The organism is uncultured Campylobacter sp., from assembly GCF_938041645.1.
In the GTDB taxonomy this organism is placed as follows: domain Bacteria; phylum Campylobacterota; class Campylobacteria; order Campylobacterales; family Campylobacteraceae; genus Campylobacter_B.
Map to the genome: position 1 here is coordinate 41923 of NZ_CALIST010000055.1, position 23094 is coordinate 65016.

Annotated in this window: 24 protein-coding genes; 15 read left to right on the forward strand and 9 right to left on the reverse strand. The window is 48.5% G+C overall.

Going from position 1 to position 23094, the window contains the following annotated elements:
* The first annotated feature begins 20 nt into the window (after positions 1–20).
* The 7 genes from gltX (at position 21) to Q0600_RS07955 (ending at position 7809) form a co-directional block, all read left to right on the forward strand.
* Positions 21–1400: a glutamate--tRNA ligase gene (gltX, locus tag Q0600_RS07925; protein ID WP_298758942.1), complete on the forward strand. Its 1380-nt coding sequence runs from the start codon at positions 21–23 to the stop codon at positions 1398–1400.
* A gap of 1 nt (position 1401) precedes the next feature.
* Positions 1402–2658: a malic enzyme-like NAD(P)-binding protein gene (locus Q0600_RS07930; protein ID WP_298758944.1), complete on the forward strand. Its 1257-nt coding sequence runs from the start codon at positions 1402–1404 to the stop codon at positions 2656–2658.
* A gap of 44 nt (positions 2659–2702) precedes the next feature.
* Complete coding sequence (locus tag Q0600_RS07935; protein WP_298758946.1) at positions 2703–4151, forward strand: nicotinate phosphoribosyltransferase; 1449 nt, start codon at positions 2703–2705, stop codon at positions 4149–4151.
* Positions 4144–4515, forward strand: a complete 372-nt coding sequence (locus Q0600_RS07940; protein WP_298758948.1) for a hypothetical protein — start codon at positions 4144–4146, stop codon at positions 4513–4515. The genes Q0600_RS07935 and Q0600_RS07940 overlap by 8 nt, the downstream gene beginning before the upstream one ends.
* Positions 4516–4592: 77 nt before the next feature.
* Positions 4593–5285, forward strand: a complete 693-nt coding sequence (locus tag Q0600_RS07945) for an MqnA/MqnD/SBP family protein (protein ID WP_298758950.1) — start codon at positions 4593–4595, stop codon at positions 5283–5285.
* The gene (gene gdhA / locus Q0600_RS07950) at positions 5282–6640 is read left to right on the forward strand and encodes an NADP-specific glutamate dehydrogenase (protein ID WP_298758951.1); all 1359 of its coding nucleotides are present in this window, start codon (positions 5282–5284) and stop codon (positions 6638–6640) included. Before Q0600_RS07945 ends, gdhA begins: the two co-directional genes overlap by 4 nt.
* A 437-nt stretch (positions 6641–7077) precedes the next feature.
* Positions 7078–7809 carry a DUF4197 domain-containing protein gene (locus Q0600_RS07955; RefSeq protein ID WP_298758953.1) on the forward strand — a complete coding sequence of 244 codons (732 nt, stop codon included), beginning with the start codon at positions 7078–7080 and terminating at the stop codon, positions 7807–7809.
* A 435-nt stretch (positions 7810–8244) separates the two neighbouring features.
* On the opposite strand, the gene Q0600_RS07960 is transcribed toward Q0600_RS07955, so the two are convergent.
* The 9 genes from Q0600_RS07960 to Q0600_RS08000 all read right to left on the reverse strand — a co-directional run bounded on the left by Q0600_RS07960 (position 8245) and on the right by Q0600_RS08000 (position 15398).
* Positions 8245–8820 (reverse strand): hypothetical protein, encoded by a 576-nt coding sequence (locus Q0600_RS07960; protein WP_298758955.1) that lies wholly within the window; start codon positions 8818–8820, stop codon positions 8245–8247.
* A 170-nt stretch (positions 8821–8990) separates the two neighbouring features.
* On the reverse strand, positions 8991–9623 hold the full coding sequence (locus tag Q0600_RS07965; RefSeq protein WP_298758957.1) for a hypothetical protein: 633 nt from the start codon (positions 9621–9623) through the stop codon (positions 8991–8993).
* Positions 9613–10224 carry a hypothetical protein gene (locus tag Q0600_RS07970; protein ID WP_298758959.1) on the reverse strand — a complete coding sequence of 204 codons (612 nt, stop codon included), beginning with the start codon at positions 10222–10224 and terminating at the stop codon, positions 9613–9615. The genes Q0600_RS07965 and Q0600_RS07970 overlap by 11 nt, the downstream gene beginning before the upstream one ends.
* A gap of 29 nt (positions 10225–10253) precedes the next feature.
* Positions 10254–10529 carry an immunity 53 family protein gene (locus tag Q0600_RS07975; protein ID WP_298758960.1) on the reverse strand — a complete coding sequence of 92 codons (276 nt, stop codon included), beginning with the start codon at positions 10527–10529 and terminating at the stop codon, positions 10254–10256.
* Positions 10530–10619: 90 nt separating this feature from the next.
* The gene (locus tag Q0600_RS07980) at positions 10620–10973 is read right to left on the reverse strand and encodes a hypothetical protein (protein ID WP_298758962.1); all 354 of its coding nucleotides are present in this window, start codon (positions 10971–10973) and stop codon (positions 10620–10622) included.
* 114 nt (positions 10974–11087) lie between these two features.
* On the reverse strand, positions 11088–12440 hold the full coding sequence (locus Q0600_RS07985; protein ID WP_298758964.1) for a coproporphyrinogen III oxidase family protein: 1353 nt from the start codon (positions 12438–12440) through the stop codon (positions 11088–11090).
* A 69-nt stretch (positions 12441–12509) separates the two neighbouring features.
* A complete protein-coding gene (locus tag Q0600_RS07990; RefSeq protein WP_298758965.1) occupies positions 12510–12857 on the reverse strand; it encodes an AzlD domain-containing protein in 348 nt (115 codons plus the stop codon).
* Positions 12857–13615 (reverse strand): AzlC family ABC transporter permease, encoded by a 759-nt coding sequence (locus tag Q0600_RS07995; protein WP_298043639.1) that lies wholly within the window; start codon positions 13613–13615, stop codon positions 12857–12859. Before Q0600_RS07995 ends, Q0600_RS07990 begins: the two co-directional genes overlap by 1 nt.
* Before the next feature lie 220 nt (positions 13616–13835).
* Positions 13836–15398, reverse strand: a complete 1563-nt coding sequence (locus Q0600_RS08000) for an inorganic phosphate transporter (RefSeq protein WP_005869776.1) — start codon at positions 15396–15398, stop codon at positions 13836–13838.
* Between the two features lie 174 nt (positions 15399–15572).
* Between Q0600_RS08000 and Q0600_RS08005 the strand changes: the two genes are divergently transcribed.
* Genes Q0600_RS08005 through nuoH form a run of 8 tightly spaced genes read left to right on the forward strand, consistent with a single transcriptional unit; the run spans position 15573 to position 23091 of the window.
* Entirely contained in the window at positions 15573–15962 is a 390-nt protein-coding gene (locus tag Q0600_RS08005) for an NAD(P)H-quinone oxidoreductase subunit 3 (protein ID WP_005869774.1), read from the forward strand.
* On the forward strand, positions 15944–16453 hold the full coding sequence (locus Q0600_RS08010; protein WP_298020067.1) for an NADH-quinone oxidoreductase subunit B: 510 nt from the start codon (positions 15944–15946) through the stop codon (positions 16451–16453). Before Q0600_RS08005 ends, Q0600_RS08010 begins: the two co-directional genes overlap by 19 nt.
* The gene (locus tag Q0600_RS08015; RefSeq protein WP_298758969.1) at positions 16453–17241 is read left to right on the forward strand and encodes an NADH-quinone oxidoreductase subunit C; all 789 of its coding nucleotides are present in this window, start codon (positions 16453–16455) and stop codon (positions 17239–17241) included. The genes Q0600_RS08010 and Q0600_RS08015 overlap by 1 nt, the downstream gene beginning before the upstream one ends.
* Positions 17241–18467, forward strand: a complete 1227-nt coding sequence (gene nuoD, locus Q0600_RS08020; RefSeq protein WP_298758972.1) for an NADH dehydrogenase (quinone) subunit D — start codon at positions 17241–17243, stop codon at positions 18465–18467. Before Q0600_RS08015 ends, nuoD begins: the two co-directional genes overlap by 1 nt.
* Positions 18464–18694 (forward strand): NADH-ubiquinone oxidoreductase subunit E family protein, encoded by a 231-nt coding sequence (locus tag Q0600_RS08025; RefSeq protein ID WP_177386790.1) that lies wholly within the window; start codon positions 18464–18466, stop codon positions 18692–18694. Before nuoD ends, Q0600_RS08025 begins: the two co-directional genes overlap by 4 nt.
* Entirely contained in the window at positions 18691–19398 is a 708-nt protein-coding gene (locus Q0600_RS08030; RefSeq protein ID WP_298758975.1) for a hypothetical protein, read from the forward strand. Before Q0600_RS08025 ends, Q0600_RS08030 begins: the two co-directional genes overlap by 4 nt.
* A gap of 1 nt (position 19399) precedes the next feature.
* The gene (locus Q0600_RS08035) at positions 19400–22099 is read left to right on the forward strand and encodes an NADH-quinone oxidoreductase subunit G (RefSeq protein ID WP_298758976.1); all 2700 of its coding nucleotides are present in this window, start codon (positions 19400–19402) and stop codon (positions 22097–22099) included.
* Positions 22096–23091 carry an NADH-quinone oxidoreductase subunit NuoH gene (nuoH, locus tag Q0600_RS08040; RefSeq protein WP_298758978.1) on the forward strand — a complete coding sequence of 332 codons (996 nt, stop codon included), beginning with the start codon at positions 22096–22098 and terminating at the stop codon, positions 23089–23091. The genes Q0600_RS08035 and nuoH overlap by 4 nt, the downstream gene beginning before the upstream one ends.
* Positions 23092–23094: the final 3 nt, after the last annotated feature.

Genomic DNA, 23094 nt, shown 5'->3' on the forward strand with positions numbered 1-23094 from the left:
AATTTTTGCAAAGGAATTTTATGATAGTAACTCGTTTTGCGCCGAGTCCTACGGGATATTTACATATCGGCGGACTTAGAACGGCACTTTTTAGTTATCTTTACGCTAGGGCAAACGGCGGCAAATTCCTGCTGCGTATCGAGGACACTGATCTGAAGCGCAATTCGCAGGAGGCTGCTAAGGCGATCGAGGAAGCTTTTAAGTGGTGCAATCTGGACTATGACGGGCAGATCGTGTATCAAAGCTCACGCTTCGATCTTTACAAACAATACGTCCAAAAGCTGTTAAATGAGGGCAAGGCATACAAGTGCTATATGAGTAAGGACGAGCTAGACGAGCTGCGAGCGCAGCAGGAAGCTCGTAAAGAGCGCCCGCGCTACGATAACCGCTACCGCGACTTTACCGGCACGCCGCCTGCGGGTATCGAGCCTGTAATACGCATCAAATCCCCGCTTAGCGGCACGATAGAATTCAAAGACGGCATCAAGGGCGATATTAAATTTAACGTAGAGGATATTTTGGACGATTTCATCATCGCCAGAAGCGACGGCACGCCTACGTATAACTTTACGGTCGTGATTGACGACGCGCTGATGGGCGTCACGGATGTGATCCGCGGCGACGATCATCTAAGCAATACCCCGAAGCAGATCGTGCTGTATAACGCGCTGGGTTTTAAAATCCCGAAATTTTATCACGTCGCGATGATCAACGGCACCGACGGCAGCAAGCTGAGCAAACGCCACGGCGCTACCGACGTGATGGAGTATAAGCGCATGGGCTATCTGCCGCAAGCTCTGCTAAATTTTTTAGTACGCCTGGGTTGGAGCCACGGGGATGATGAAATTTTTAGCATGGAGGAGATGAAGCGATACTTTGATCCTAACCATATCAGCAAGAGCTGTAGCACCTTCAATCAAACCAAGCTTGAGTGGCTCAATGCGCATTATATTAAAAACTCGGGCGATGATGAGCTTGTCTTGCAGCTTGTGGAATTCGGCGTCGATATCCGCTCGCACGCGAAAAAACATCTCATCGCCCAGCAGTACAAACAGCGTGCAAAGACGCTAGTGGAGATGGCTGAGGGCATTAAAATCCTTCTAAACCGCCCGAGCTGCTATGACGAGAAGGCGTATAAGAAATTTGTAACCGAAAGTTCGCTAAGCTTACTCGCAAAATTTTCGGATACTCTAAGCGCAAATTTAAATGCAAAGGAGTGCGAGGAAAGGACGATGGGGTTTTTGGACGCAAACGGCGCCAAGCTAAAGGATCTTGCTCAGCCGCTGCGCGTCGCGATCACGGGAGGCAGCGTTAGTCCGTCGATTTTTGAAATTTGTGAAATTTTAGGAAGCGACGAAGTTAAAACGAGAATTTCAAATTTAATCAAAAAAGGATTATAAAATGGCTAAAGTAAACGTTGAAGCGGCTTTGAAGTACCATATAGGCGGTAAAATCGGAACGAATGTAAAAACCCCATGCGCTACGGCGGAGGATTTGGCGCTTGCATACACGCCGGGCGTCGCGGAGCCTTGTAAAGTGATCGAAAGTGATCACGAAGCTGCGTTTAAATACACTAATAAAGCCAATCTCGTAGCCGTTATCACTAACGGCACGGCGGTTTTAGGCCTCGGAGATATCGGCGCAATCGCCGGAAAGCCCGTAATGGAGGGTAAGGCGGTTTTGTTTAAAAAATTCGGCGGCGTCGATGCATTTGACATCGAGATCGACGAAAAAGATCCTAAAAAGATAATTGAAATTTGCAAAGCACTTGCGCCTACGTTCGGCGGTATAAATTTAGAGGATATCAAAGCTCCCGAGTGCTTCGAGATCGAGCGCGAGCTGCAAAAAGCCGTCGATATCCCCGTCATGCACGACGATCAGCACGGCACCGCGATGATTACGGGCGCAGGGCTAATCAATGCAGCCCTCATCAGCGGCAAAAAGATCGAGGATATGAAGATCGTAGTCAGCGGCTCGGGCGCTGCTGGCATAGCGTGCGCAAAGATGTATCGTAATTTAGGCGCCAAACATATCATAATGCTCGATTCCAAAGGGGTGATCCACAAGGGCCGCACCGATCTTACCGAGCAGAAGAAAGAATTTGCCCTAGACACCGCAGATCGCACGCTAGAGGACGCGATGAAGGGCGCGGATATGTTTTTGGGCCTTAGCAAGCCGGGCGTTTTAACTAAAGAGATGGTAAAGACTATGGCGCCGCATCCAATCATTTTTGCGCTTGCAAATCCGGTACCGGAAATTTATCCAAGCGAGGTCGAGGAAGTAAGAAACGATGCGATCGTAGGCACGGGCAGAAGCGACTTTGCAAATCAAATCAATAACGTTTTGGGCTTTCCGTATATCTTCCGTGGCGCGCTTGACGTAAGAGCCAAAAAGATTACCGAAAATATGAAGATTGCGGCCGCTCGCGCGATGGCGGATCTTGCTCGCGAAGAAGTTCCTGCAGAAATCCGCAAGATGCTGGGCAAAGATAGCTTAAAATTCAGCAAAGACTACGTGATCCCAAATCCTTTCGATCCGCGCGTATTTGCCGTGATCTCGACGGCGGTTGCAAAAGCTGCGGTGGATGACGGCGTCGCTCGCGTCAAAGAGTTCGACGCTGCGGCTTATAAAAAGAGCCTAGAAGCCAAAAAGCTATGATTCCTTGCTCCTGCACGAGGCGAGATTAAATTTAAGAGGCGTAAATGAAAGATTTGGCTTTACTTACCGATTTTTATCAGCTTAGCATGATGCAGGGCTATTTTTTTACGAAGCCCGATCAGACGGCGGTTTTTGACGTTTTTTATCGCAAAAACCCAAGCGGCGGCGGTTACGCGATATTTTGCGGCTTAAGCGAGGTCGCGGATTATATCGAAAATCTTAAATTTAGCGATGACGACATCGCGTATCTAAAAAGTCTAAATTTATTTAAGCCGGAATTTTTGAAATTTTTAAGAGGCTTTAAATTTAGAGGCGAAATTTACGCAATGGATGAGGGGCAGATCGTATTTCCGCACGAGCCGCTGATCCGCGTCAAAGCAAACATTATGGAGGCACAGCTCATCGAGACTGCGATCCTAAATACGATAAATTTCCAAACTCTCATCGCTACGAAAAGCTCGCGTATAAACTTTAGCGCCAAAGGTGATTTGGTGATGGAGTTTGGCTTGCGCCGCGCTCAGGGGCGAAGTGCGGGCATCTACGGCGCAAAGGCCGCGATTATAGGCGGTTGCAGCGCCACGTCAAACGTGCTTGCCGCAAAGAAATTCGGCGTGCCCGCGATCGGCACCCACTCGCACTCGTGGATTCAGAGCTTTGATAGCGAGCTGGAGGCATTTCGCGCTTACGCTAAAATTTATCCGGATAGCGCGCTTCTGCTCGTCGATACCTACGATACGCTCGCAAGCGGCGTGCCGAATGCGATCAAGGTTTTTGAGGAGCTGCGCGCAAGCGGTCATAAGCCGCTTGGGATTCGCATCGATTCGGGTGATCTGGAGTATCTAACTAAGCAGGCGCGTAAGATGCTCGACGCGGCGGGCTTTGAGAACGCAAAGATCACTGCGTCGAATGATCTAGACGAATACGCGATCGATCAACTCAAGCTTTTCGACGCCAAAATCGATAGCTGGGGGATCGGCACGAGGCTTATTACGGGCGGAGATAGTTCGAGCCTCGGCGGCGTGTATAAGCTAAGCGGTATCGAAAAAGATGGCGAGATCGTGGCTAAGATCAAAATTTCAAACGATCCGCGTAAGATCAATAATCCCGGCTACAAGCAGGTCTTTAGACTCTACGACAAAGATAACGGCATGGCGCTTGCCGATCTGATCGCGCTTGATGAAGAGAGCATAGATGAGAGCGCGCCGCTTGAAATTTTCCATCCGCTTTACACCTACAAGCGTAAAATTTTAACGAATTTCAGCGCGCATAAGCTCTTGCGTCCTGTTTTTAAGGAGGGCAAATTCGTAGGCGTGCGCCGCACGGTAAGCGAGATCGCGCGTTTTAGCAAGGAGCAAAAGAGCAAATTTTGGCTCGAGCACCTTCGCAACGTCCATCCGCAAAGCTACAAAGTGGATCTCTCTCAAAAGCTTTGGGATATCCGAAAATCACTCATCAACGAGTGTAACCTAAATTTAAAGGAGAAATATGTTTAAAGTTCTATCGTGCACCGCTTTGGCGTTAGTTTTGCTAGGATGCGGCTCAAACCAGCTCCGCCAATCCCCGGATAGCGCTATGAATAAGCAAGCACAGAGCGAAAAAACCATAACTCAAGAGAACGCAAAGACCTTCTATTTCGTCGATGAGCAGGGCAAAAAGCTATCGCTTAGCTCAAACGACGATTTCAATACCGCCGTGTTAAAGGACGATAGCGGCAAAAGCTACGACCTCAAGCGCGACCGCGCCGCCGACGGCATCTATATGGAGAACAAGGACGGAGTGAGCATCCACTTCAAAAAAGGTGAGGGCATAGTGGAGTTTAGCAAATACAAATCCATCCCGATCACCGAGGTCAAATAAATCCTGAAATTTTTGGTTAAATTCCGATTTAGCGCCGGAATTTAACCTCTTTTCCTGCGCTAAATTCGGAGAAAGTTATGTTATTAGGCAAAATCGATTATCTAAATTTGCTCCCATTTCACGTATTTTTAAAATCCCTTCCGCTGCCGTCTTATGTTAAAAAATCTATAGAATTTAAAAAAGGGGTGCCGAGCAAACTCTGCGCCGATCTTTATAATTGCAGGATAGACGCCGCAGTAATCTCCAGCATTGAAAGCCGCCGCGCAAAATACCGCAAACTGCCTCTGGGAATCGTCGCAAAGCGCGAGGTTTTAAGCGTACTCGTGCGCAAAAACTCGGCGCCCAGGCTTGATCCCGCGTCGATGAGCTCAAATATGCTAGCTCGCGTGCTGGATCTTAGCGGCGAGGTGCTAATCGGTGATAGTGCTCTAAAGGCGCTGCTTTCGCAGGGCAAGGATAAATTCTACGATCTGGGCGAAATTTGGCAGCAGCGTACGGGCTTGCCCTTTGTTTTCGGGCGGCTGTGCTGCGTGAAAAACGATAAGACTTACTCGCGCCTGGCGACGAAATTTTTACGTTCGCGCATTAAAATTCCAAGATATATCCTGCAAAGCTACGCCTTTTCGCGCGGCATAAAAGAGCGTGAAATTTTAAATTATCTGAAATTTATAAGCTACAAAATCGGCGTCCGCGAGGAGTTGGCGCTGAAAAAATTTATCGCTAAAGCCAAAAAATTAAAATTTAATCCGGTTCAAAAGGAGGAACTATGAAGTCTTACATCGACGGCTTGCTGCTAAATTTAAAGCGCGCCAATCCCGGTCAGGAGGTCTTTATCCAGGCATCGACCGAGATTTTATACTCGCTCATACCGCTTCTAAAGCGCGACGAGCGATACGTGAAAAATAAAATTTTAGAGCGCATTTTAGCGCCCGAGCGCACGATGATGTTTCGCGTCGTCTATATGAGCGACGGCGGCGAGCCCTGCGTGCATACGGGATATCGCATAGAGTTCAACTCCGCTCTGGGCCCTTACAAAGGCGGTCTGCGCTTTCATCCGAGCGTAAATTTGGGCGTTTTAAAATTTTTAGGGTTTGAGCAAATTTTTAAAAATTCCCTCACGGGTCTTAATATCGGTGGCGCAAAAGGTGGCGCAAATTTCGATCCTAAGGGCAAGAGCGACGGCGAGATTATGAGATTTTGTCAAGCTTTTATGCTTGAGCTTCACCGCCTAATCAGCTCCAACACCGACGTGCCTGCGGGCGACATCGGCGTGGGCGGCCGCGAGATCGGCTATATGTACGGCGCGTATAAAAAGCTCACCCGCAGATTCGACGGCGCGCTTACGGGCAAGGGGCTAAGCTGGGGCGGCAGCCTTGCGCGCACCGAGGCTACGGGCTACGGATCGGTCTATTTTGCAAACGAGATGCTTGCTACCAGAGGCGATTCGCTGCACGGCAAAATTTGCACGATCTCGGGCGCCGGCAACGTTGCGATCTACACAGCCGAAAAGCTCTATCAAATGCAGGCTAAGCCCGTCACCGTAAGTGATTCTACGGGCTTTATCTATGATGCCGAGGGAATCGACGTGGCGCTTCTTAAAAAGCTAAAAGAGCAGCTGCGCGTGGGGCTTTGCGAATATATCAAGGAGCGTCCTAACGCAAAATTTATCCCAGTTAGCGCCTATCCCGCAGGCCGCAACGACGTGTGGAGCGTGCCGTGCGACGCTGCATTTCCGAGCGCTACGCAAAATGAGCTTAATCTGCAAGACGTAAAGACTCTCTATGCCAACGGATGTCGCATGGTTTGCGAGGGCGCGAATATGCCAAGCACGCTTGAGGCGATCGATTTTATGCTCGCGCAAAAAGACTTTCTTTTCGGTCCTGCGAAAGCGGCGAATGCTGGCGGTGTGGCTACAAGCGGGCTTGAGATGGCGCAAAACGCGCAGATGGCGTCATGGAGCTTCGAGGAGGTCGATAGCAAGCTGCGCGAGATCATGCGCCACATATTTCGCACCAGTTACGAGACCTCGAAGGAATTCGGCGCGGAGGGCAATCTCGTGCTAGGCTCGAATATCGCGGGCTTTCGCCGCGTAGCCGATGCGATGCTGGATCAAGGCCTGGTTTAAGCTCAACTCGCTTTATTTTGTCAAAAGCGGCAGCTCGCTTTTAAATTTAGCTCTTTAAATTTACGGCGAGCTTTTGGTTGTTTTGATAAAATTTCAATCGTTTGCGCCAAGAATATAGCCGCTCATCGCTATAATTTGCTTTATGCGCCTTGCATTTACATCTTGTGCGCTACGTAAATTTAAATAGTGCCGATTTTAAATTTAGCCGCAAGCGTGCAAAGTCCGCCGCTGCCAAATTTTATCTTTAAATTTGGCGGGTAAATTTTGCCCGTTAAAGCTTTGAAATTTGACGTTTAAAATTTAACTCGAAGCCGCTTTAAATTTAGCCTAAATTTTATCTCAGCTCGCCCGCGCAGCGCGTAAATTTAAACCGAGCACGGGCTGAGCGTTTACCGCAGTTTGGCATAATGGCGCAAATTTTATCCAAAGGTTGCAATATGAAAAAATTTATAGTTTTACTCGCCGCCGCGTCGCTGTCGCTTGCGCATGCGGACGTAACGGATATCCTAAAGCAGGGCGCGAGCGTACTCGGTGCGACTCAGAGCGGAAACTACAAAGAGCTGCTCGCTTCCGCTACGAACCGCGCCGCAAGTGAGCTCGCCAAGGGCTACATCCACAGCAAGACCGCTAAAATCGAGCTTCCTCCTTCGCTTAAGGCGGCTGCGAAGCTTGCGAGAAAGGTGGGCGGCGATAAATGGGAGCAGCAGCTCGTCGTGAGTATGAACGATGCCGCTACCAAGGCGGTGAGCGGTGCGAGCAAGATATTTTTGCAAGATCTGAAATCGATGAGCGATGCCGACGTTAAAAAGCTCATCGGCGGCGGCGACACCGCGCTTAGCGAGTATTTGCAGAGTAAATCGGGCGCGAAGCTGCGGGCGGTTTTCAGACCGATCGTAAGCGATATGATGAGCAAAAACAGCTTCGCGACGGCGTATAACGGGCTAAATTCCTTCGCGCAAAGCAAGATCGCGGGCAATGAGGCGGTGCAAAACATCGCGCGCGGGCTGGGTGCGAGCGAATATCTGCCTAAGCAGGGCGAGGACTTGAATGATTACATCACGCAAAAGACGCTGGATGGGCTATTTGCGGTGATGAGAGAAAAAGAAAGCGCGCTTCGCGGCAGCGCCGTCGGCAAAGGTGCGGGGATTTTAGGCAAGGTGCTTAAATAAAGCTCGCGGCGAGGTTTTGGCATAAATTTCGCCGTATAGCTACTTTCGGTTGCTTCGCGCCGCCGCCCGCGTAGTCTAAAGCTGCGCGCAAAGTGTCCGCTCGCACGAAGCGGCTGCTTGCGGCAAATCATCGGGTGAGCGGCGAAATTTAGAAGTTCGTTTGTCACGCGCTTGCGGTAGGCTTGCTTTAGACGATAATCTTAGCGCGGAGTTTAGTCTGCGAAATTTGAAACTGTAAAATTTAGAAATTTAGCAAGACGCAAAGGATTTGAAATTTTAAAATTTCACGCGGAGTTTTAGAAATTCGTACGGCAATTGAATGCGCGTATATCTAGCGTCTGCGTCTGAAATTTTACAAAGCGGCGGAGTATCGGAATAGCAGAGCGGTAACAGATAAGCGTGTAAGAGTAAAGCAAGAAAGCCGTCTTGTAAATTTCATCGCTTTTTAAATTTACGCTTTTTACGCTTTGAAGTTTTAACGCTTTGATCGGAAGCATTTCTTTGCTGATACACGCCGTCATTTTTATACTCCGTTAGCTTTTTGCCGCAGTATGAGCAAATTTGATCGGTATCTTTGACGTCCTCGTACAGGTAAAATTTAAAGCAGTCCTTGCACCACATATATTGCGGATATCTTTTTATGCTCTTTTCAGGATGGAAGACGAGGTAAAAAAACGAGATACTAATAAGTAAAACCAAAAATCCCGAGATAAGAAAAGGATATCCGATTTTGCTTTGTATTCCTGCGGGATCTTGCGTTGTAAAAATTTCTATAGATATTATTAAAAGGTTTAAGCCTATCAAGGCATTAATCACTCTACCTATTTTTTTGTTTATGAAAATTCCTGCAGAAACAAATAATAAACCGATGATAAAAATCTTGATAATATAGACCGGCTCAACTGCGCTCCAGCCCCCGTATTTAAAATACATCTTTCCGCTAAAGCAGCCAAGAATACTTTCAAATACAAAAAATGCGCCCAAAAGTATTAAACCTATCCTAGTGCTCATTTTTTATTCCTATGGCTTTTTTGAGATAGTTGTCATTGTTTGAATAGCGCCTCATTAGGCTGTAGCTTGTCGTCGGGGGCATACTTTCATTAAGCATATCGTTAGCAAAATTTATCAAATTTAATAAAATATCTATTTTAGCCATCAATGCTGTATTCACCCTTTCGCCCTCACACCTCTATAACCACATCCTTATACTTTTCATAAAGCCTCGGCTTTAAAATTTTATCACGATACTCTTTGCCTGCCTTAGTCATACATATCCAATGGCTAAATCTGCTCCATGTGTTAGGGTCTTTCCAAGTTATCTCTGCTTTGGGAGCGATGTTCTCCTCCTCTAAAAATTTATACCCAAAAAAGAAATTATCTCTAAAATAGATCCACTTCTCATAAAGCGACATACCTAGATCGATCTTGGATAAATTCGTATCGAAGTCAGCCCATTTCTTTCTTAAATTTCCGCGCTCTATACCGAAGTCTATCATACCCCCTAAAAATAGCTGTCCCATTACTCCGAAGTATTCTCCCGCGTATGTCGGATAGGCTGAAATTTCAGGATTATCTTCGTCCGCTAGCTTATAGTCGCTTTGGATAATCCCATATAGTTCAAACCATTCGTACCAATCAAAGATTTCATATTCAAGGTAATCCAAAATATCTTTTTTTCTGGTACCGGGAATTTGAGCTAATATGCGAACAAACGAATCCATCCAGCAATCAAATCCTAAAGCCTTATAAAGTTCTTCATCTTTGTTAAAAACCCAGCCGTATAGTTCATTCGGTTTCAAAATTTTAAATTTCATAGTATCTCCTTTTTAAATTTAATCGGTTGCCGATAGAATTTACCTCATCGATCCGTTTGGTTGATCTCATAAACTCGTTAATATAAAAATTATTTGATTCCGAGAGCTTGGGCATACTTTTTATTATTTCATCTAAATCGACGCTCTTTATTTCGGCGCAATTTTTTACATCGCCGCAGATACCGATAAAAATAAGATCGTCTCTGTTTTTGCCTATAAATTTACCCTTTGCGTAATAGCCGCCTTCAAATCTTTCATAGGCTATATAATATAATATTTGCTTTAAAATTTCACTTTGATCCAGCTTAAAATAGGTGCAGAATTCCACGCCCTCCATATCTTGCGATATGTCGGTGGCGCCTACGGAGCTTTTTTCATATTTTTTAAGATCTATTTTTCGGATATTGTTTTCATCTCCTTCGCCAATTGCTCCAAGCGCGCGAAAATCCATATCTATCTCGCCGTAAATATCAAAAAACAGATAGCTGCCCTTAAAGCTTTTATAGGCGAATTCCTTTACGGCGTCCTTAACAATTTCAATATTTGCAAGCGTAACTTCGGTCTTTTTACAAGATTCGTTTTTTATCTCGACTTCGATCATCTAGGCTCCTTTATTTGCCTTGCTAAATTTTAATCCGTTAGCCATTTTACCACGTATTCCAATAATTCCTCTAAATTCTCGGCTCCGCAACTTCCTTTGAGTTTGTTTTCCGTGGCATTGACGAAAAACCAATCCTCGTCATCTCTATCGACATTTATTTTTATCGGCTTTTTCCCGCTCTCGCCATCGATTTCGATCCACCAGCCCGGGTTATCGACCGTTTCCAGCGTAAGTCCGTATTGATGCTCCCATTCTCCGTCGCATTTGGAAGCATACCAGTTTTGTATGAGTTTTAGATTATTCATTGCTCCTCCTTTAATTTTATAAATTTTAAAATTCTAAATTTGTTAGGCTTTGATATTGCAATTGAAGCAGGGCTTCTTTGCTATTTAAATTTAATCGCTTATTAAAAATTTCTTTTCCACGCCATCTTTATTTACGGTGATTATCTTCGAGTTTGGAATATTTAAAAATTTTATAGCTTTTTCGTCCAGCTCTGACAATGGCTCTTCGTGATTATATTTGGTTTTAAAGTAATATAAGAAAAGATCGGCCGTTCGATTTTCATCCATAAGTTGCATTATGCACCTATCGTTTGAATCGCCGCTACCATATCGGTTTATCATCATAAACGGCTCGCAGCTCTTATGAAACGGGAAGTGGCCGAAATTAAAAAGATTGCCGACGAGCTCAAATACAAGGACAAAAAACAGAAATAAAATGAATAGTTTAATTCCTCTACGTTTCATTACGGCGTTTCCTAAATTTTGAAATCAAAAATTCGTTTGTGTTTTAAATGCCAGACGATATTTGCGCTCAAGTCGCGGGTGTACTCAAGCGCTAGTAGCGGTCTGGCGCAAAATTTACGACGCTATCTCGCTTTTTGCCGCGCCAGCTGCGGCGGATTCGCTTTCATCCATAATGATGAGCTGTTTTGCGCGCTTAATCTTGGCATCGTCGCGAAACGCCGCGCGCACCTTGTCCATGCCGGTGTAAAATTCCTTCATCAAAACAAGGCACAAATACGCGCCGAATTCCGTCGTACGGATGATCTCGCCCTCGATTCGCACGGCTCCTGCTAGCCTTAGCAGGCTAAGTTCTCTGCCCAGTTCGCGGCGCAAATTTAGATCGTTTGCGGCGTTAAATTTAGCGATATCGATCTCGCCGTTAAAAAGCTCGGTCAAAAAGAGGTATTTCGCGCGCTCGGATCTGCTAAAATCGCAGGTAGCGATGACGGTGCTTTCGTTTTTGCGCACCCTGCTTGCGTACTCTTCGAGGTTGAACGCATTTACGAGCAGCCTGCCGCCTAGGAAACTAAACGCGCCGCTTCCGATGCCTACGTATTCGTGGTTTGTGCCTACATACTCGTCGCTCATATTTGATTTTTCGCGAGCGAAAGCCCATGCGTTGCTGCGGTGCCAGCTAGAAAATTCCTTGCAGATGATGGAGTAAAACTCCTCCTCGTGATCTACATTGCTAACGCCGAGACTTCGTGCTATTTGATCGCGCATCAAAGGGGATTTCATCAGCGGATACAGCGTGATCTGCTCCGGTTTTACCGCCTTTGCTGCTTCAATGTCGCGAAGTAAAATTTCGCGCGTTTGAAACGGAAAGTTAAAGATCAGATCCAGGCTTAAAATCGGTAAAATTCCGACCGCTCGGGATAGCTTTTCTTGCAGAATTTCGCCCGAGCCGAATTTGTCGTAGCGCGACGCTTTGCGTAAAATATCATCATCAAAGCTCTGAACCCCCACGCTTAAGCGGTCTATGAGCCCGCGAAATCGCAGCAAGCTCTCAGGCTCGATGTGGTTGGGATCGCTCTCGCACGAGACCTCTTTGATGCTAAAAAGCGACTTGGCAAGCTCCAGCGTGCGCGCTAACTCATCCTCGTCGATTAGCGTCGTGCCGCCGCCTACGTAAAGCGTCTCAAAGTCGTAGCCTGCGTCCTTCGTGCGCTGCATCTCGGTGCGTAGCGCGCAGAAATACGCCTTGCACGTACCGCGCTCGTAGGCGTATTTATGAAAGGAGCAGTACGGGCAAAACGTGTGGCAAAAGGGCACATGCATGTAGAGCATATATTTTTTATCAGAGTTTGGAATTTTAGCGATATTTTCCTGCGCGATATCGATTCTAAGAGAGTTATAAAGAGATTTTTGCATGGTTTCGGCGGCGTATTTTTTAGCGAAGCTATGCACCATTTGACTGATAAAATTCATAAAACTTTAGCCTTTTTTAAACTTAAAAATTAATTTTTGAAGTTTATCGAAAACTAACTTATAAATTTATCAAGAATTCAATAAAAAGCGTAGCACCGCCATATATATTAGCGTAGGAAGCGCTATCGTCACGAGCGAATTACGAAATTTAGCATGCACGCAAAACGCCATAATCAGGCAAAATAGCAGCGCCGCCGTTTGCAAGATGTCCGCGCCAAAAGCCCGCTCGCCCGAAAAGCTAGGCAGCATAGTTTTAAGTGCATAGATTGTCAAAACGACCATTATCAAAAGCCCCGAGTTTTTCTGCAGATACGCCAGATTTGGACTCGCGGTCTTTTTCTTAAAAAGCAGCAGCGGCAAAAATCGCGTCAAAATCGTAGCGAGCGAGGCTAGAAAGATATAGGGCAAAATTTCCACTACCTACCCCTTTTTAGGAATTTTTGCAGCCTGCGTCCCGCGCGCGAAGATCGCTCGAAGTATTTACGAAAGAGCAGCAGTACCGCAGTGCCGAAAATCAGAGTGCCGAATAAAAAGTATTTTGCAGGAAAGATAAAAAGCCCCGCAAACGCGCAGGCAAAGCCCAGAAATAGCACTTTGTATTGCGGATTTGCTTTGAAAACCTCATAGGTAAGCATCGCAAAAAGCGCCGTCAGGCTAAACTCGACCCCGCTAAAATCAAGCTTTAAGCTTGCCCCCAAAACAGCCCCCGTAACGACGCCCGCAACCCAGTAGGATTGATTTAAAATCGCGGTTAGATTATAGAGCAGATCAAGCTCTTTTAGTCTTAGCGGCGTTACGTGTCGCTTGCCGCTAAGCTCCTCGGGGCGCAAAAACGCACGCGCTTTTAGCAGCGCAAAGGTTTCGTCCGTAAGGGCATATACGGCGTAAATTTTATGACGCACGAAGCGCAGCTCGTCCAGCAGCGACATCGTGTAGAAAAAATGGCGAAAATTTAGCAAAAACGCCACGACGAAGGTATCTACGAGCGAGGCGTGGGTTACGATGAATGCGATCAACACGAACTCCACGCTGCCTGCGTATATAAGCAGCGAGGTCAGCGCCAGAGCCCAGACGGGCAGGTCTTGGCTGATGCCGTAGATACCAAACGCCAGCCCCAGCGGCACGTAGCCCATCATCACGGCAAGGGTGGATCTGAAAATTTCAAATTTACTCATAGCTTTCCTAAATTTAAAAGGGCGATTGTAGCTAAAATTTTATTAAATTTTACAGGGCGCGCAGGCGGGATCTGCGCTGCTGCGAGCTGGTTTTGCGCGGTTATGCGTCGCAAGAGGAGCTGTAAAATTTACTCGGTTCGCCGCCGTAAATTTTAAAATTTAGCCTGCGTAGAATTTTGCGAAATTTTAAAATTTCGGGGAGCGGATCTTTAAATTTAGCCTAAAATACGTGGCGCAAAAGCACGAATGCAAACGCCGAAAGCAATGCCGAGACGGGCAGGGTGATGATCCACGCTAGCCCGATCGGCTTCATCAGCGACCAGTTCGTGCTGTGATTTACCAAGCCGATACCCAAAATCGCGCCGATTAGCACGTGGGTCGAGGAGATCGGAAGCCCCAGCACCGATGCCGCCATGACGACGACGGCGCTTGCGAGCTCGGCGCTAAAGCCCGAGGCGGGGTGGATTTTCGTAAGATTGGTGCCTACGGTGGCGATCACCTCTTTGCCGATGAACCAAAGCCCCGCTATGAGGGCTACTGCGAACATTATCATAATCTGCTGCGGCACGGGAGTGGAGGGATTGATACTATTCGTAGCCATCGTATCGATGATGGCGGCAAACGGACCCACGGCGTTTGCGATGTCGTTGCTGCCGTGCGAAAAGGCAAAGCCGCTAGCAGTGAGTACCTGTAGCCAGCTAAACATCAAAAACGCGGATTTGTTTAAATTTGAGCGGCGCAGGGTTTTAGCGAAAATAAACATCAAAAGCCAGGTAATCAGCGTCGACATACCGATGATGAGGTAGTTGTAAAAATTCGTAAGCCCGAAATTTAGATTATGCAGCCCCTTAAATATCAGCATCGCCGAGATTACGAAAGCTCCGATACCGGCTACGGCTGGAATTCCGTACTCTAGGGCTTTGTGGGATTTTAGCTTCTCTTTTTTCGCGTCAAGCTCGATCACCTTTTTATAATACTCGCTATCCAGCTCGCTTGGATCAAAATCGGGATCGCGCATCGCGTAAATATCGTGATTTAGCGCCTCTGCATAGGCGATCTTTTGAATGTCGTCCAGGGTCTCGAAGGTCTTTTTATGCAGCTTGCGGAGGGATTTTTTTTCGCGCTTTATGCGGTCGATCTTTATTTGAGCGTAGCGGTTGTAATCCAAAATGTAATGTTTGATGAGCCAGAAAATTCCAAAGGAGATCACGCCGCCTAAAATCGGCGAGAGCACCCAAGAGATCGCTATTTTGCCGATCTTATCCCACTGCACGAGCCACAATGCGGAAGTCTCTGCGGTATTAAGCAGGGCGCCTAGCGTAAGCCCCGAGCCCACGATGCCGCCGATGATCGCATGAGTAGTAGATACGGGCAAGCCCTTTCTGCTGGCAAAAAGCAGCCATGCCCCCGCCGCAAAAAGCGCGCTCATCATTACGTAGATAAAGTCTCTCGGATGCACGTCCATTTTGCTAAGATCGATTATGCCGCTGCGGATCGTCGAAGTTACTTCGCCGCCTGCGATTACCGCGCCGCTTGCTTCAAATACCGCTGCGATACAAAGGGCTTGTGCGATGCTAAGAGTGCCGCTTCCGACGCTGGTGCCGAAGGAATTTGCCACGTCGTTTCCGCCGATATTAAAGGCCATAAAGATGCCCAAAAATACCGAAACTAAAAATAGCATTTTATCGCCGCTTCCTATAAAACCGAATCCCCAGATAAGAAAATAGATTGTTACGCCGCAGAATATGCCGTAGAAAATGAGACTTATCTTGCTAGATTTCATAGCTCTCCCTTAAAATCCGCGAAATTTTACCACACGCGCCTTAATCCCCACTAAATCGCACGGGCGAGGTATATTAAATTTTACTTTTAAAAGCGAATTTAGTGGCGCGCGCTAAGCTTTATTAAATCAATACTTCGTTACAATCCACATTAAATTTTAAAACCGAGGCGAAAAATGTCTAGAATTCCGCTGCAAAGCCCGTATTTCGGAATATTCGTAATGCTAATCCTAGCTTTTTGCGTCTTTTCGCTCATCGTTAAACTATCCTCTTTGGTAGGCTCGCGTTTGGCAGATAGACGCGACGAGCGGCTAAAGGGCGAAATTTACGAAAGCGGCCCCGAGGCCGTCAAACAGCCCAACCGAATGAACTCCCACTTTTTTTTGATAGCCGTGCTTTTCATACTTTTTGACGTCGAGATTATCTTTATGTTTCCGTGGGCGGTAAATTTTAAAATTTTAGGCGTGTTTGGGCTCGTGGAGATGGCGTTTTTCATCGTATTATTAGGCATCGGTTTCATCTACGCCTGGAAAAAAGGAGCGCTAAATTGGCAGAGCATAAGATAAACTACGCGCGCGAAAACGGGCTTCCCGTAGTTCTCACCACCGTCGATAAACTGATCGCGTGGGGCAGGAGTAACTCTTTGTGGGCGATGACGTACGGGCTTGCTTGCTGTGCGATCGAGATGATGGCGGCGGGCGCGGGCAGATTTGACTTCGACCGCTTCGGCACGATATTTCGCGCAAGCGCCAAGCAGTCGGAGGTGATGATAATCGCGGGCACGCTTAGTAAAAAGCACGCCGAGTTTACGCGTCGCCTATACGACGCGATGCCCGAGCCCAAATGGGTCATCAGTATGGGTAGCTGCGCCAATACCGGAGGGATGTTTAATACCTATGCCACCGTGCAGGGTTGCGACCGAATAGTGCCCGTGGATATCTATCTGCCCGGATGTGCGCCTCGTCCCGAGACGCTACAGTTTGCGCTGATGGTGCTGCAAAAAAAGATCCGTACCCAAACTCCGCGCCGCGCACAAAAGGCAAAAAGGCTGATCTGATGAGAAAGTATAGCCCAAAAAACGATGCGAGCCAGAAAAATTACTATAAAGACAGATTTTTCATCCCCGAGGAGACGCAGAAGCTAGACGCAAGCGCGAGCGATTTTAAAGACGATTTGGATGCGCTTGAAGGCGTCCAAATTTTAAACTCATATGTGGAATTTAACACCCTTGTGCTCTATGTGGAGTCTGCGCAAAATTTAGCGGCGCTGCGTGCGCTTAAGAGCGCGGGATATGAAATTTTGTGCGAGCTAAGCGGCGTGGATTTCACCGAGGCTCGCGGCGGCATCGAGGTTTTTTATCAGCTTTTGGATATCAAAAGGGCGCGCCGCGCGCGGCTAAAGTGTTTCGTGCCGAATGAGAGCTTTTTACAAAGCGCTGCGGGCATCTATAAAAGCGCGAACTGGGCGGAGCGCGAACTATACGATATGATGGGCGTTTGGATTGAAAATCATCCGAACTTGGCGCGCCTAATAATGCCCGATGATTGGTTCGGACACCCGCTTTTAAAGTCCTATCCGCTGCAAGGAGACGAGTTTGCCAAGTGGTACGAGGTGGATAAAATTTTTGGATCTGACGCGCGCGAGCGGATCGGCGAAGAGAACCGAAATTCCGCATTCGTGGATGAAAAAGATACCTTTAACTTCGCACGGCTCTATCACGAGAGCGGTTATGGCGAGCCGCGGCCGCAAGAAAAAATTTTACAAGAATATCAGGAAGAAGGCGGCGTGCGTTTCGTAAAACGTGTTAAACGCGGAATTTACAAGATCATCACAAAGAGAAAATAATGCAAAATCCAAGCAAGCTAAGACCGTTTTTCGAAAACATCGAGTACGAGCGCGAGGGCGCGAATATGATCTTAAATTTCGGTCCGCAGCATCCAAGCGCGCACGGCCAGCTAAAGCTAGTGCTGGAGCTTGACGGCGAGCGTATCGTGCGTGCCCGCCCGGGCGTAGGCTACATGCACCGAGGCATCGAAAAGATGGCGGAAAATATGATCTACGCGGAATTCGTCCCCGTAACCGACCGCGTCGATTATGTCGCATCGGGTTCGAACAACTACGGCTTTTGCGCCGCGGTTGAGAAGCTCTGCGGCATCGAAGTGCCGCGCCGTGCGCAGATCATCCGCACGATTTTGCTGGAGCTTAATCGTATCAGCTCGCACCTTCTGTTTTTGGGTACGCACGCGCTTGATATCGGCGCGATGACGGTGTTTCTCTACTGCTTTCGCTCGCGCGAATACATACTTGATCTCATAGAGAAATACTGCGGCGCGCGCCTTACGCACAATAATATCAAAATCGGTGGCGTATTTTTGGATCTGCCTAACGGCTGGTTAGAGGAGATGTTGAAATTTTGCGACGAATTCCCAAGCGACATTAAAGAGCTTGAAGATATGCTCGATACGAATAGAATTTGGCTAATGCGAACCGAGGGCGTGGGCGTGATCTCGCACGAAGACGCTCTTAGCTGCGGCTGTAGCGGAGTAACGCTGCGCGCTAGCGGGCATGCTTGGGATATCCGAAAAGAAGAGCCCTATCTCATCTACGACGAGCTTGATTTTGACGTGCCGTATGCGAGCGAGGGCGACTGCTACGCACGTTATAAATGCTATATGGCGGAGATGCGCGAGAGCCTTAAAATTTTGCGCCAGTGCGCGAAGCTCTATCCGCTGAGTGATCCGCAAATTTTAGCGATCGATCCCGCTTACGTAAATCCTAGCAAAGAGCAGATCATGACGCAAAACTACTCGCTGATGCAGCATTTCGTGCTGGTTACGCAGGGTTTGCGCCCGCCCGTGGGCGAAATTTACGCCGCGAGCGAGAGTCCTAAGGGCGAACTTGGATTTTATATCCGCTCGATGGGCGAAAGCCGCCCGTACCGCCTTAAGATCCGCACGCCGAGCTTTTGGCATTGCGCGGTCTATGAGGAAATTTTACCGGGGCAGTATCTTGCCGACGCCGCGGCGATCATCGGCAGCACTAATATTATCTTAGGCGAGGTGGATCGATGAAGCGCTATGATTTGAGGCATCTGGGCGATAAATTTTTAAACCGCATGGGCGAAATTTTAAAAAATTCCGCTCGCGGCGAGACGATGATCTTTATGTTTGAGATGGGCGATTTCAGCGCGGTTCAAAAGAGCGCCGATCTGGTGGAGGGGCTAAATTCCACGCTTTTAAGCTCGATCCGCTATAACCAAGTCGATTGGATGGTCGTCGCCAAAAAGGGGAGAGGATGAAAATTTTAAATTTCGCGTCGCTGCTTAGCCTGCAAAATCCCACGCTCGCAGAAGGTTTTAAGAGCGCTGAAATTTTAAGCGTATCGCCGCTGCAAGATCCGCATCTTCCAGGCGAGCTGATAAAATGCGAGATCGGCGCGCAAAGCTTCGTGCTGGCGCTAATCTGCGCTAGTTTTTGCGACGAGCCATATTTCGCAGATCTGGATCTGGAGTATCTAAGCGGCGAAAGCAGCGTGGGCGAGGAGGAGATCGAGCAGATCGCGGAGTTTCTGCAAAGCGGCTGCGACGCGCTTTTGATCGATGATGCGCTCGTTAGAACCCATCCCGACGCCGAAAATATCAAAGCCTTTCTATCTCTCATAGCGGCGAAGTTCGGTGTTAAAATTTTAAATTTACGCGGCGAGCAAGCGGATTTGGGCGCGCAAGGGCGGGCAAATTTAAGTCCTCTAAAAGAGCCTGAGAATTTCGACGGCGCCGTGGTTTTCAAACACGATGCGGACGACCGATTAATCGGCGGAAGGTATTTTAGTATGGTCGCAAAGATCAAGCACGGCGATCGCGTCCGCATAAAGACGCCGCACCTAAATTTAGAAAAAGAATTTATTTTGGATGAGGAGCTAAAGGGCACGATCGCGCTTTTAGGCTCGCGCGGGCAGGGCTTTGGCGGTTATAATTTCGAACTCGCAGAAATTTCTAAGGTTTAAAATGGCAAAGATCACGATCGACGGTAAAGCTTGCGAGTGCGACGAGGGTGAGTATATCTTGCAGGTCGCGCGTCGCTGCGGCGTTTTTATCCCTGCGCTTTGTTATCTAAGCGGCAGTACGCCGACGCTCGCATGCAGGCTTTGTATGGTCGAAGCGGACGGCAAGCGTGTCTATAGCTGCAACGCCAAAGCCAAAGACGGCATGGTCATCTACAGCCGCAGCCCCGAGATCGACGCCGAGCGCGAGGCGATCACGCAGGTTTATTGTATCAACCATCCGATGGCGTGCGGGGTTTGCGATCAAAGCGGCGAGTGCGAGCTTCAAAATTTAGCTCATCTGATGCGCACAAATACCCAAAGCTACGCTATCCGCGATACGGCGCGCGAGGTGCAGGATTGGGGATATTTGAGCTACGATCCTAGCCTTTGCATCGTCTGCGAGCGCTGTATCACCGCCGCAAAAGACCGCTTGGGCGTGGATGCGTTTAAGCTCGTTCCGCGCGGCGGAGACGCGCTTAGTAAGGAGCAAAAGGACGCGATGCCAAAAGACGCCTACGCCGTGTGGAATAAGCTGCAAAAAAGTCTAATCGCGCGGGTAAATGAAAATGATGATTGCGTAAACTACGGCGAGAGCGCGGCGGTCTGCCCGACGGGGGCTTTGGTAGAGAGCGCGTTTAAATACGTTTCAAACGCCTGGGAACTGCGTCAAATCCCAGCTTCCAACCCGCACAGCAGCGATTGCGAGCTGCTTTATTACGAGATCAAACGCCGCGGCATAGGCGATCCGCGTGAAAAAATTTATCGCGTTAGCAGTGACATAAATTTTAGCGTTCTGCATGCAGGAGCGCGCTTTGGCTGGGATTTCTCAAACGAGCGGGCGAGCAAAAACGAAGCGGTTTTTAACTGCATCGTGCGCGGCATCGAGGACGGCGAGATTAAAAATATTAAATTTAATAGCTTCATCACCAATGAGGAAGCTCGGATTTTAGAGCTTTTGCGGCAAAAATTTAAGCTCGCTCTGATTAACGACGAAGCGCTTGCGTATCAAAAATTCCTGTGCGAATTTTCAAAGCTTAGCGGCACGAAATTTTATAATGCGGATTCACAGACGATTAAAAACAGCGATTTTATAGTAGTTTGCGGCACGTTTTTACGTAGCGACGCTCCAAATCTAGGCTATGCGGTAAATAGCGCCTGCAAGCTAAATAAGGCAAGCGGGATCTATTTTCATCCGTTTTGCGACGAGGGCATTAAGGGCTTTAGTAAAAATTTCATCCATCAGCCGCACGCCGCGGGGTTGGAGGCGCAGATCCTGCTTTGGATCTTACAGAAATTCGGACATGATTTGCCTGAGTGGCTGGATACGAAACTTGCGGCGGAATTTAAAATTTCGCGCGCCGCGGCGAAGCAAAATTTAGACGAGAAACCCGCGGGTTCGCGAAATCATGAGAATTCTGCGGAGGCAAATGGTGCCGAGAACGTTGCGAGTGCGAGCGGCGACGAAGATTCCGCGAGCGCGGACGGCGGCGCTGAAAATCCCGCAAAAAATTCCGCGCAGAATTCTGAGAATCCCGCGGAAAGTAAAATTTCAAATTTTGCCCGCGCGCTGGGTCTGAACGAGCAGAAAGCGGATGAGCTTTTGGCTAAAAAGGAGCATTTTTCGCTCATCATCGGCGAGGATTTTATCCGCACGCCAAATAGCGCCACGCTCGCGCGCCTAGCGGCTTTAGTGCAGCGCTACACACCATTTAAAGTACTAGTGGTGCCACCGCGCACTAACAGCCTGGGCGTCGCGCTCATCTGTGAGCTTAGCGCGCAAGAAAATGCGGGCGAGACGCTAGGCTACAATGAAGCGGGCGATATTAGCTTCGGCGTGCTGGAAGCCGATCTGGACGCGCCTAGCTTGGTGCAGCAGGAGGGCACGTTTACGAACTACGACAAGCGCGTAGTGCCTAGCAATGCGGCGCTTGATTACGGCGGATACGAGCTAAACGACATCGCCTGTGCGCTTGGGGTTTGCGCGGAGTACGCGATCGACTATACGCCTAGCTTGGGTGCGGATTTTGAGCCGATTAAATTTGACGATTTAGAAAATTTCTACGACAACGGCGGCGCAAATCACCGCGGATATGAGCTGCGAAACGAGGAGCTCGCTGCTAGCGAGGAAGAGTTTGAAATTTCGCTTTCAGCGCCGCTTAGCGCGGGCGCGGGCGAAATTTTAATCTATGAGGCAAATCCGCTGCATCAATTCAATAAATTTAGCGGCGCAAGCAGCGGGCTGGGCGAAGCGGGCGCGCTGTATCTAAGCCCTGGCATCGCCGAAGCTCTGGGCGTAAGCGCGGGCGACGTCGTTAAAATTTACCAAGCAGACGGCGCGAGCAACGATAAAAAAACTAGCGACGCGGGCAAAACGAGTGCCGCTAATGATAAAAGCGGCGCCGGTCGTGCAAAAAAAGCGGATCGTGCAAGCGGTACTCGTAAAGCCGATGCCGCCGGTAATGAAAATAGCGAAAGCGGCGCAGAGGGGCTCGTAAGCTTAAAGCGCGAAATCGTCGCTAGCGTAAAGATCGATCCAGGCTTTAGCGGGGCCTATCTGCCGTATTTTGATGAGAAGCTGCGCGGCGAGATGTTTTTCAAAACCTCGCGCTATGCAAGGGTGAAAATCGAGAAAATTTCAAATTCCAAAGGAGAGGGCAGATGAGCGATAGTGCATTTTATTTCGTAGCTACCGTCTTAAAGGCGCTCGTGATTTTAGCCGTCATCGCGCTGCTCTCAGGGCTTGCGACCTATGCCGAGCGCAAAGCGCTTGCCTTTATGCAGCGCAGGATCGGACCCTCTATGGTCGGGCCTGCGGGACTTTTGCAGGTGGGCGCGGATATGATAAAGCTTTTTACCAAAGAGGACGCGATCCCTGCGCGGGCGAATAAGCTTCTTTTTAAAATCGCGCCGATAATATCGGCTACGGGAGCTTTCGTGGCGCTTTCGGTAGTGCCGCTGCTGCCGGAGTTTACTATCGGCGGGCGGACTATACAGCCGATTTTAAGCGATATAAATGTGGGAATTTTATTCCTACTCGGAGCTAGCGGCACCTGCGTTTACGGACTGCTGATCGGAGGGCTTGCGAGCTACAATAAATGGGGCACTATAGGCGCGTTTCGCGCGTTTTTGCAGATTACCTGTTTTGAGGTGATAAACGGGCTTAGCCTAATCCCTATCGTGATGATCACCGGCTCGCTTTCGCTTATAGACATCGTAAGCGCCCAAAGCGGCGGCATCGACAAGTGGTTTATCTGGAAAGAGCCCGTCTGTTTCGCGCTATTTCTCATCGCCGCTTTCGTAGAGTGCAACCGCACGCCGCTATGCCTCACCGAAAACGAAACCGAGATCGTAGCGGGCGCGGGTACGGCGTATTCGGGTATGCGCTGGGGTATGTTTTTTATCGGCGAGTACGCCAATATCATAACCTACTCAGTTGTTACGACGCTGCTGTTTTTGGGCGGATTTAACGCGTTTTGGTTTATCCCCGGCGGCGTTATGATGGTATTAAAATCAAGCCTCGTGTTTTTCTGCTTCCTATGGGCGCGCGCGGCGTGGCCGCATCTACGCCCCGATCAGCTGATGGGGCTTTGCTGGAAAGTCTGCATGCCATTAGCTCTTGCTTGCGTGCTAATTACCGCGCTAGCGATCGTTTAAGGA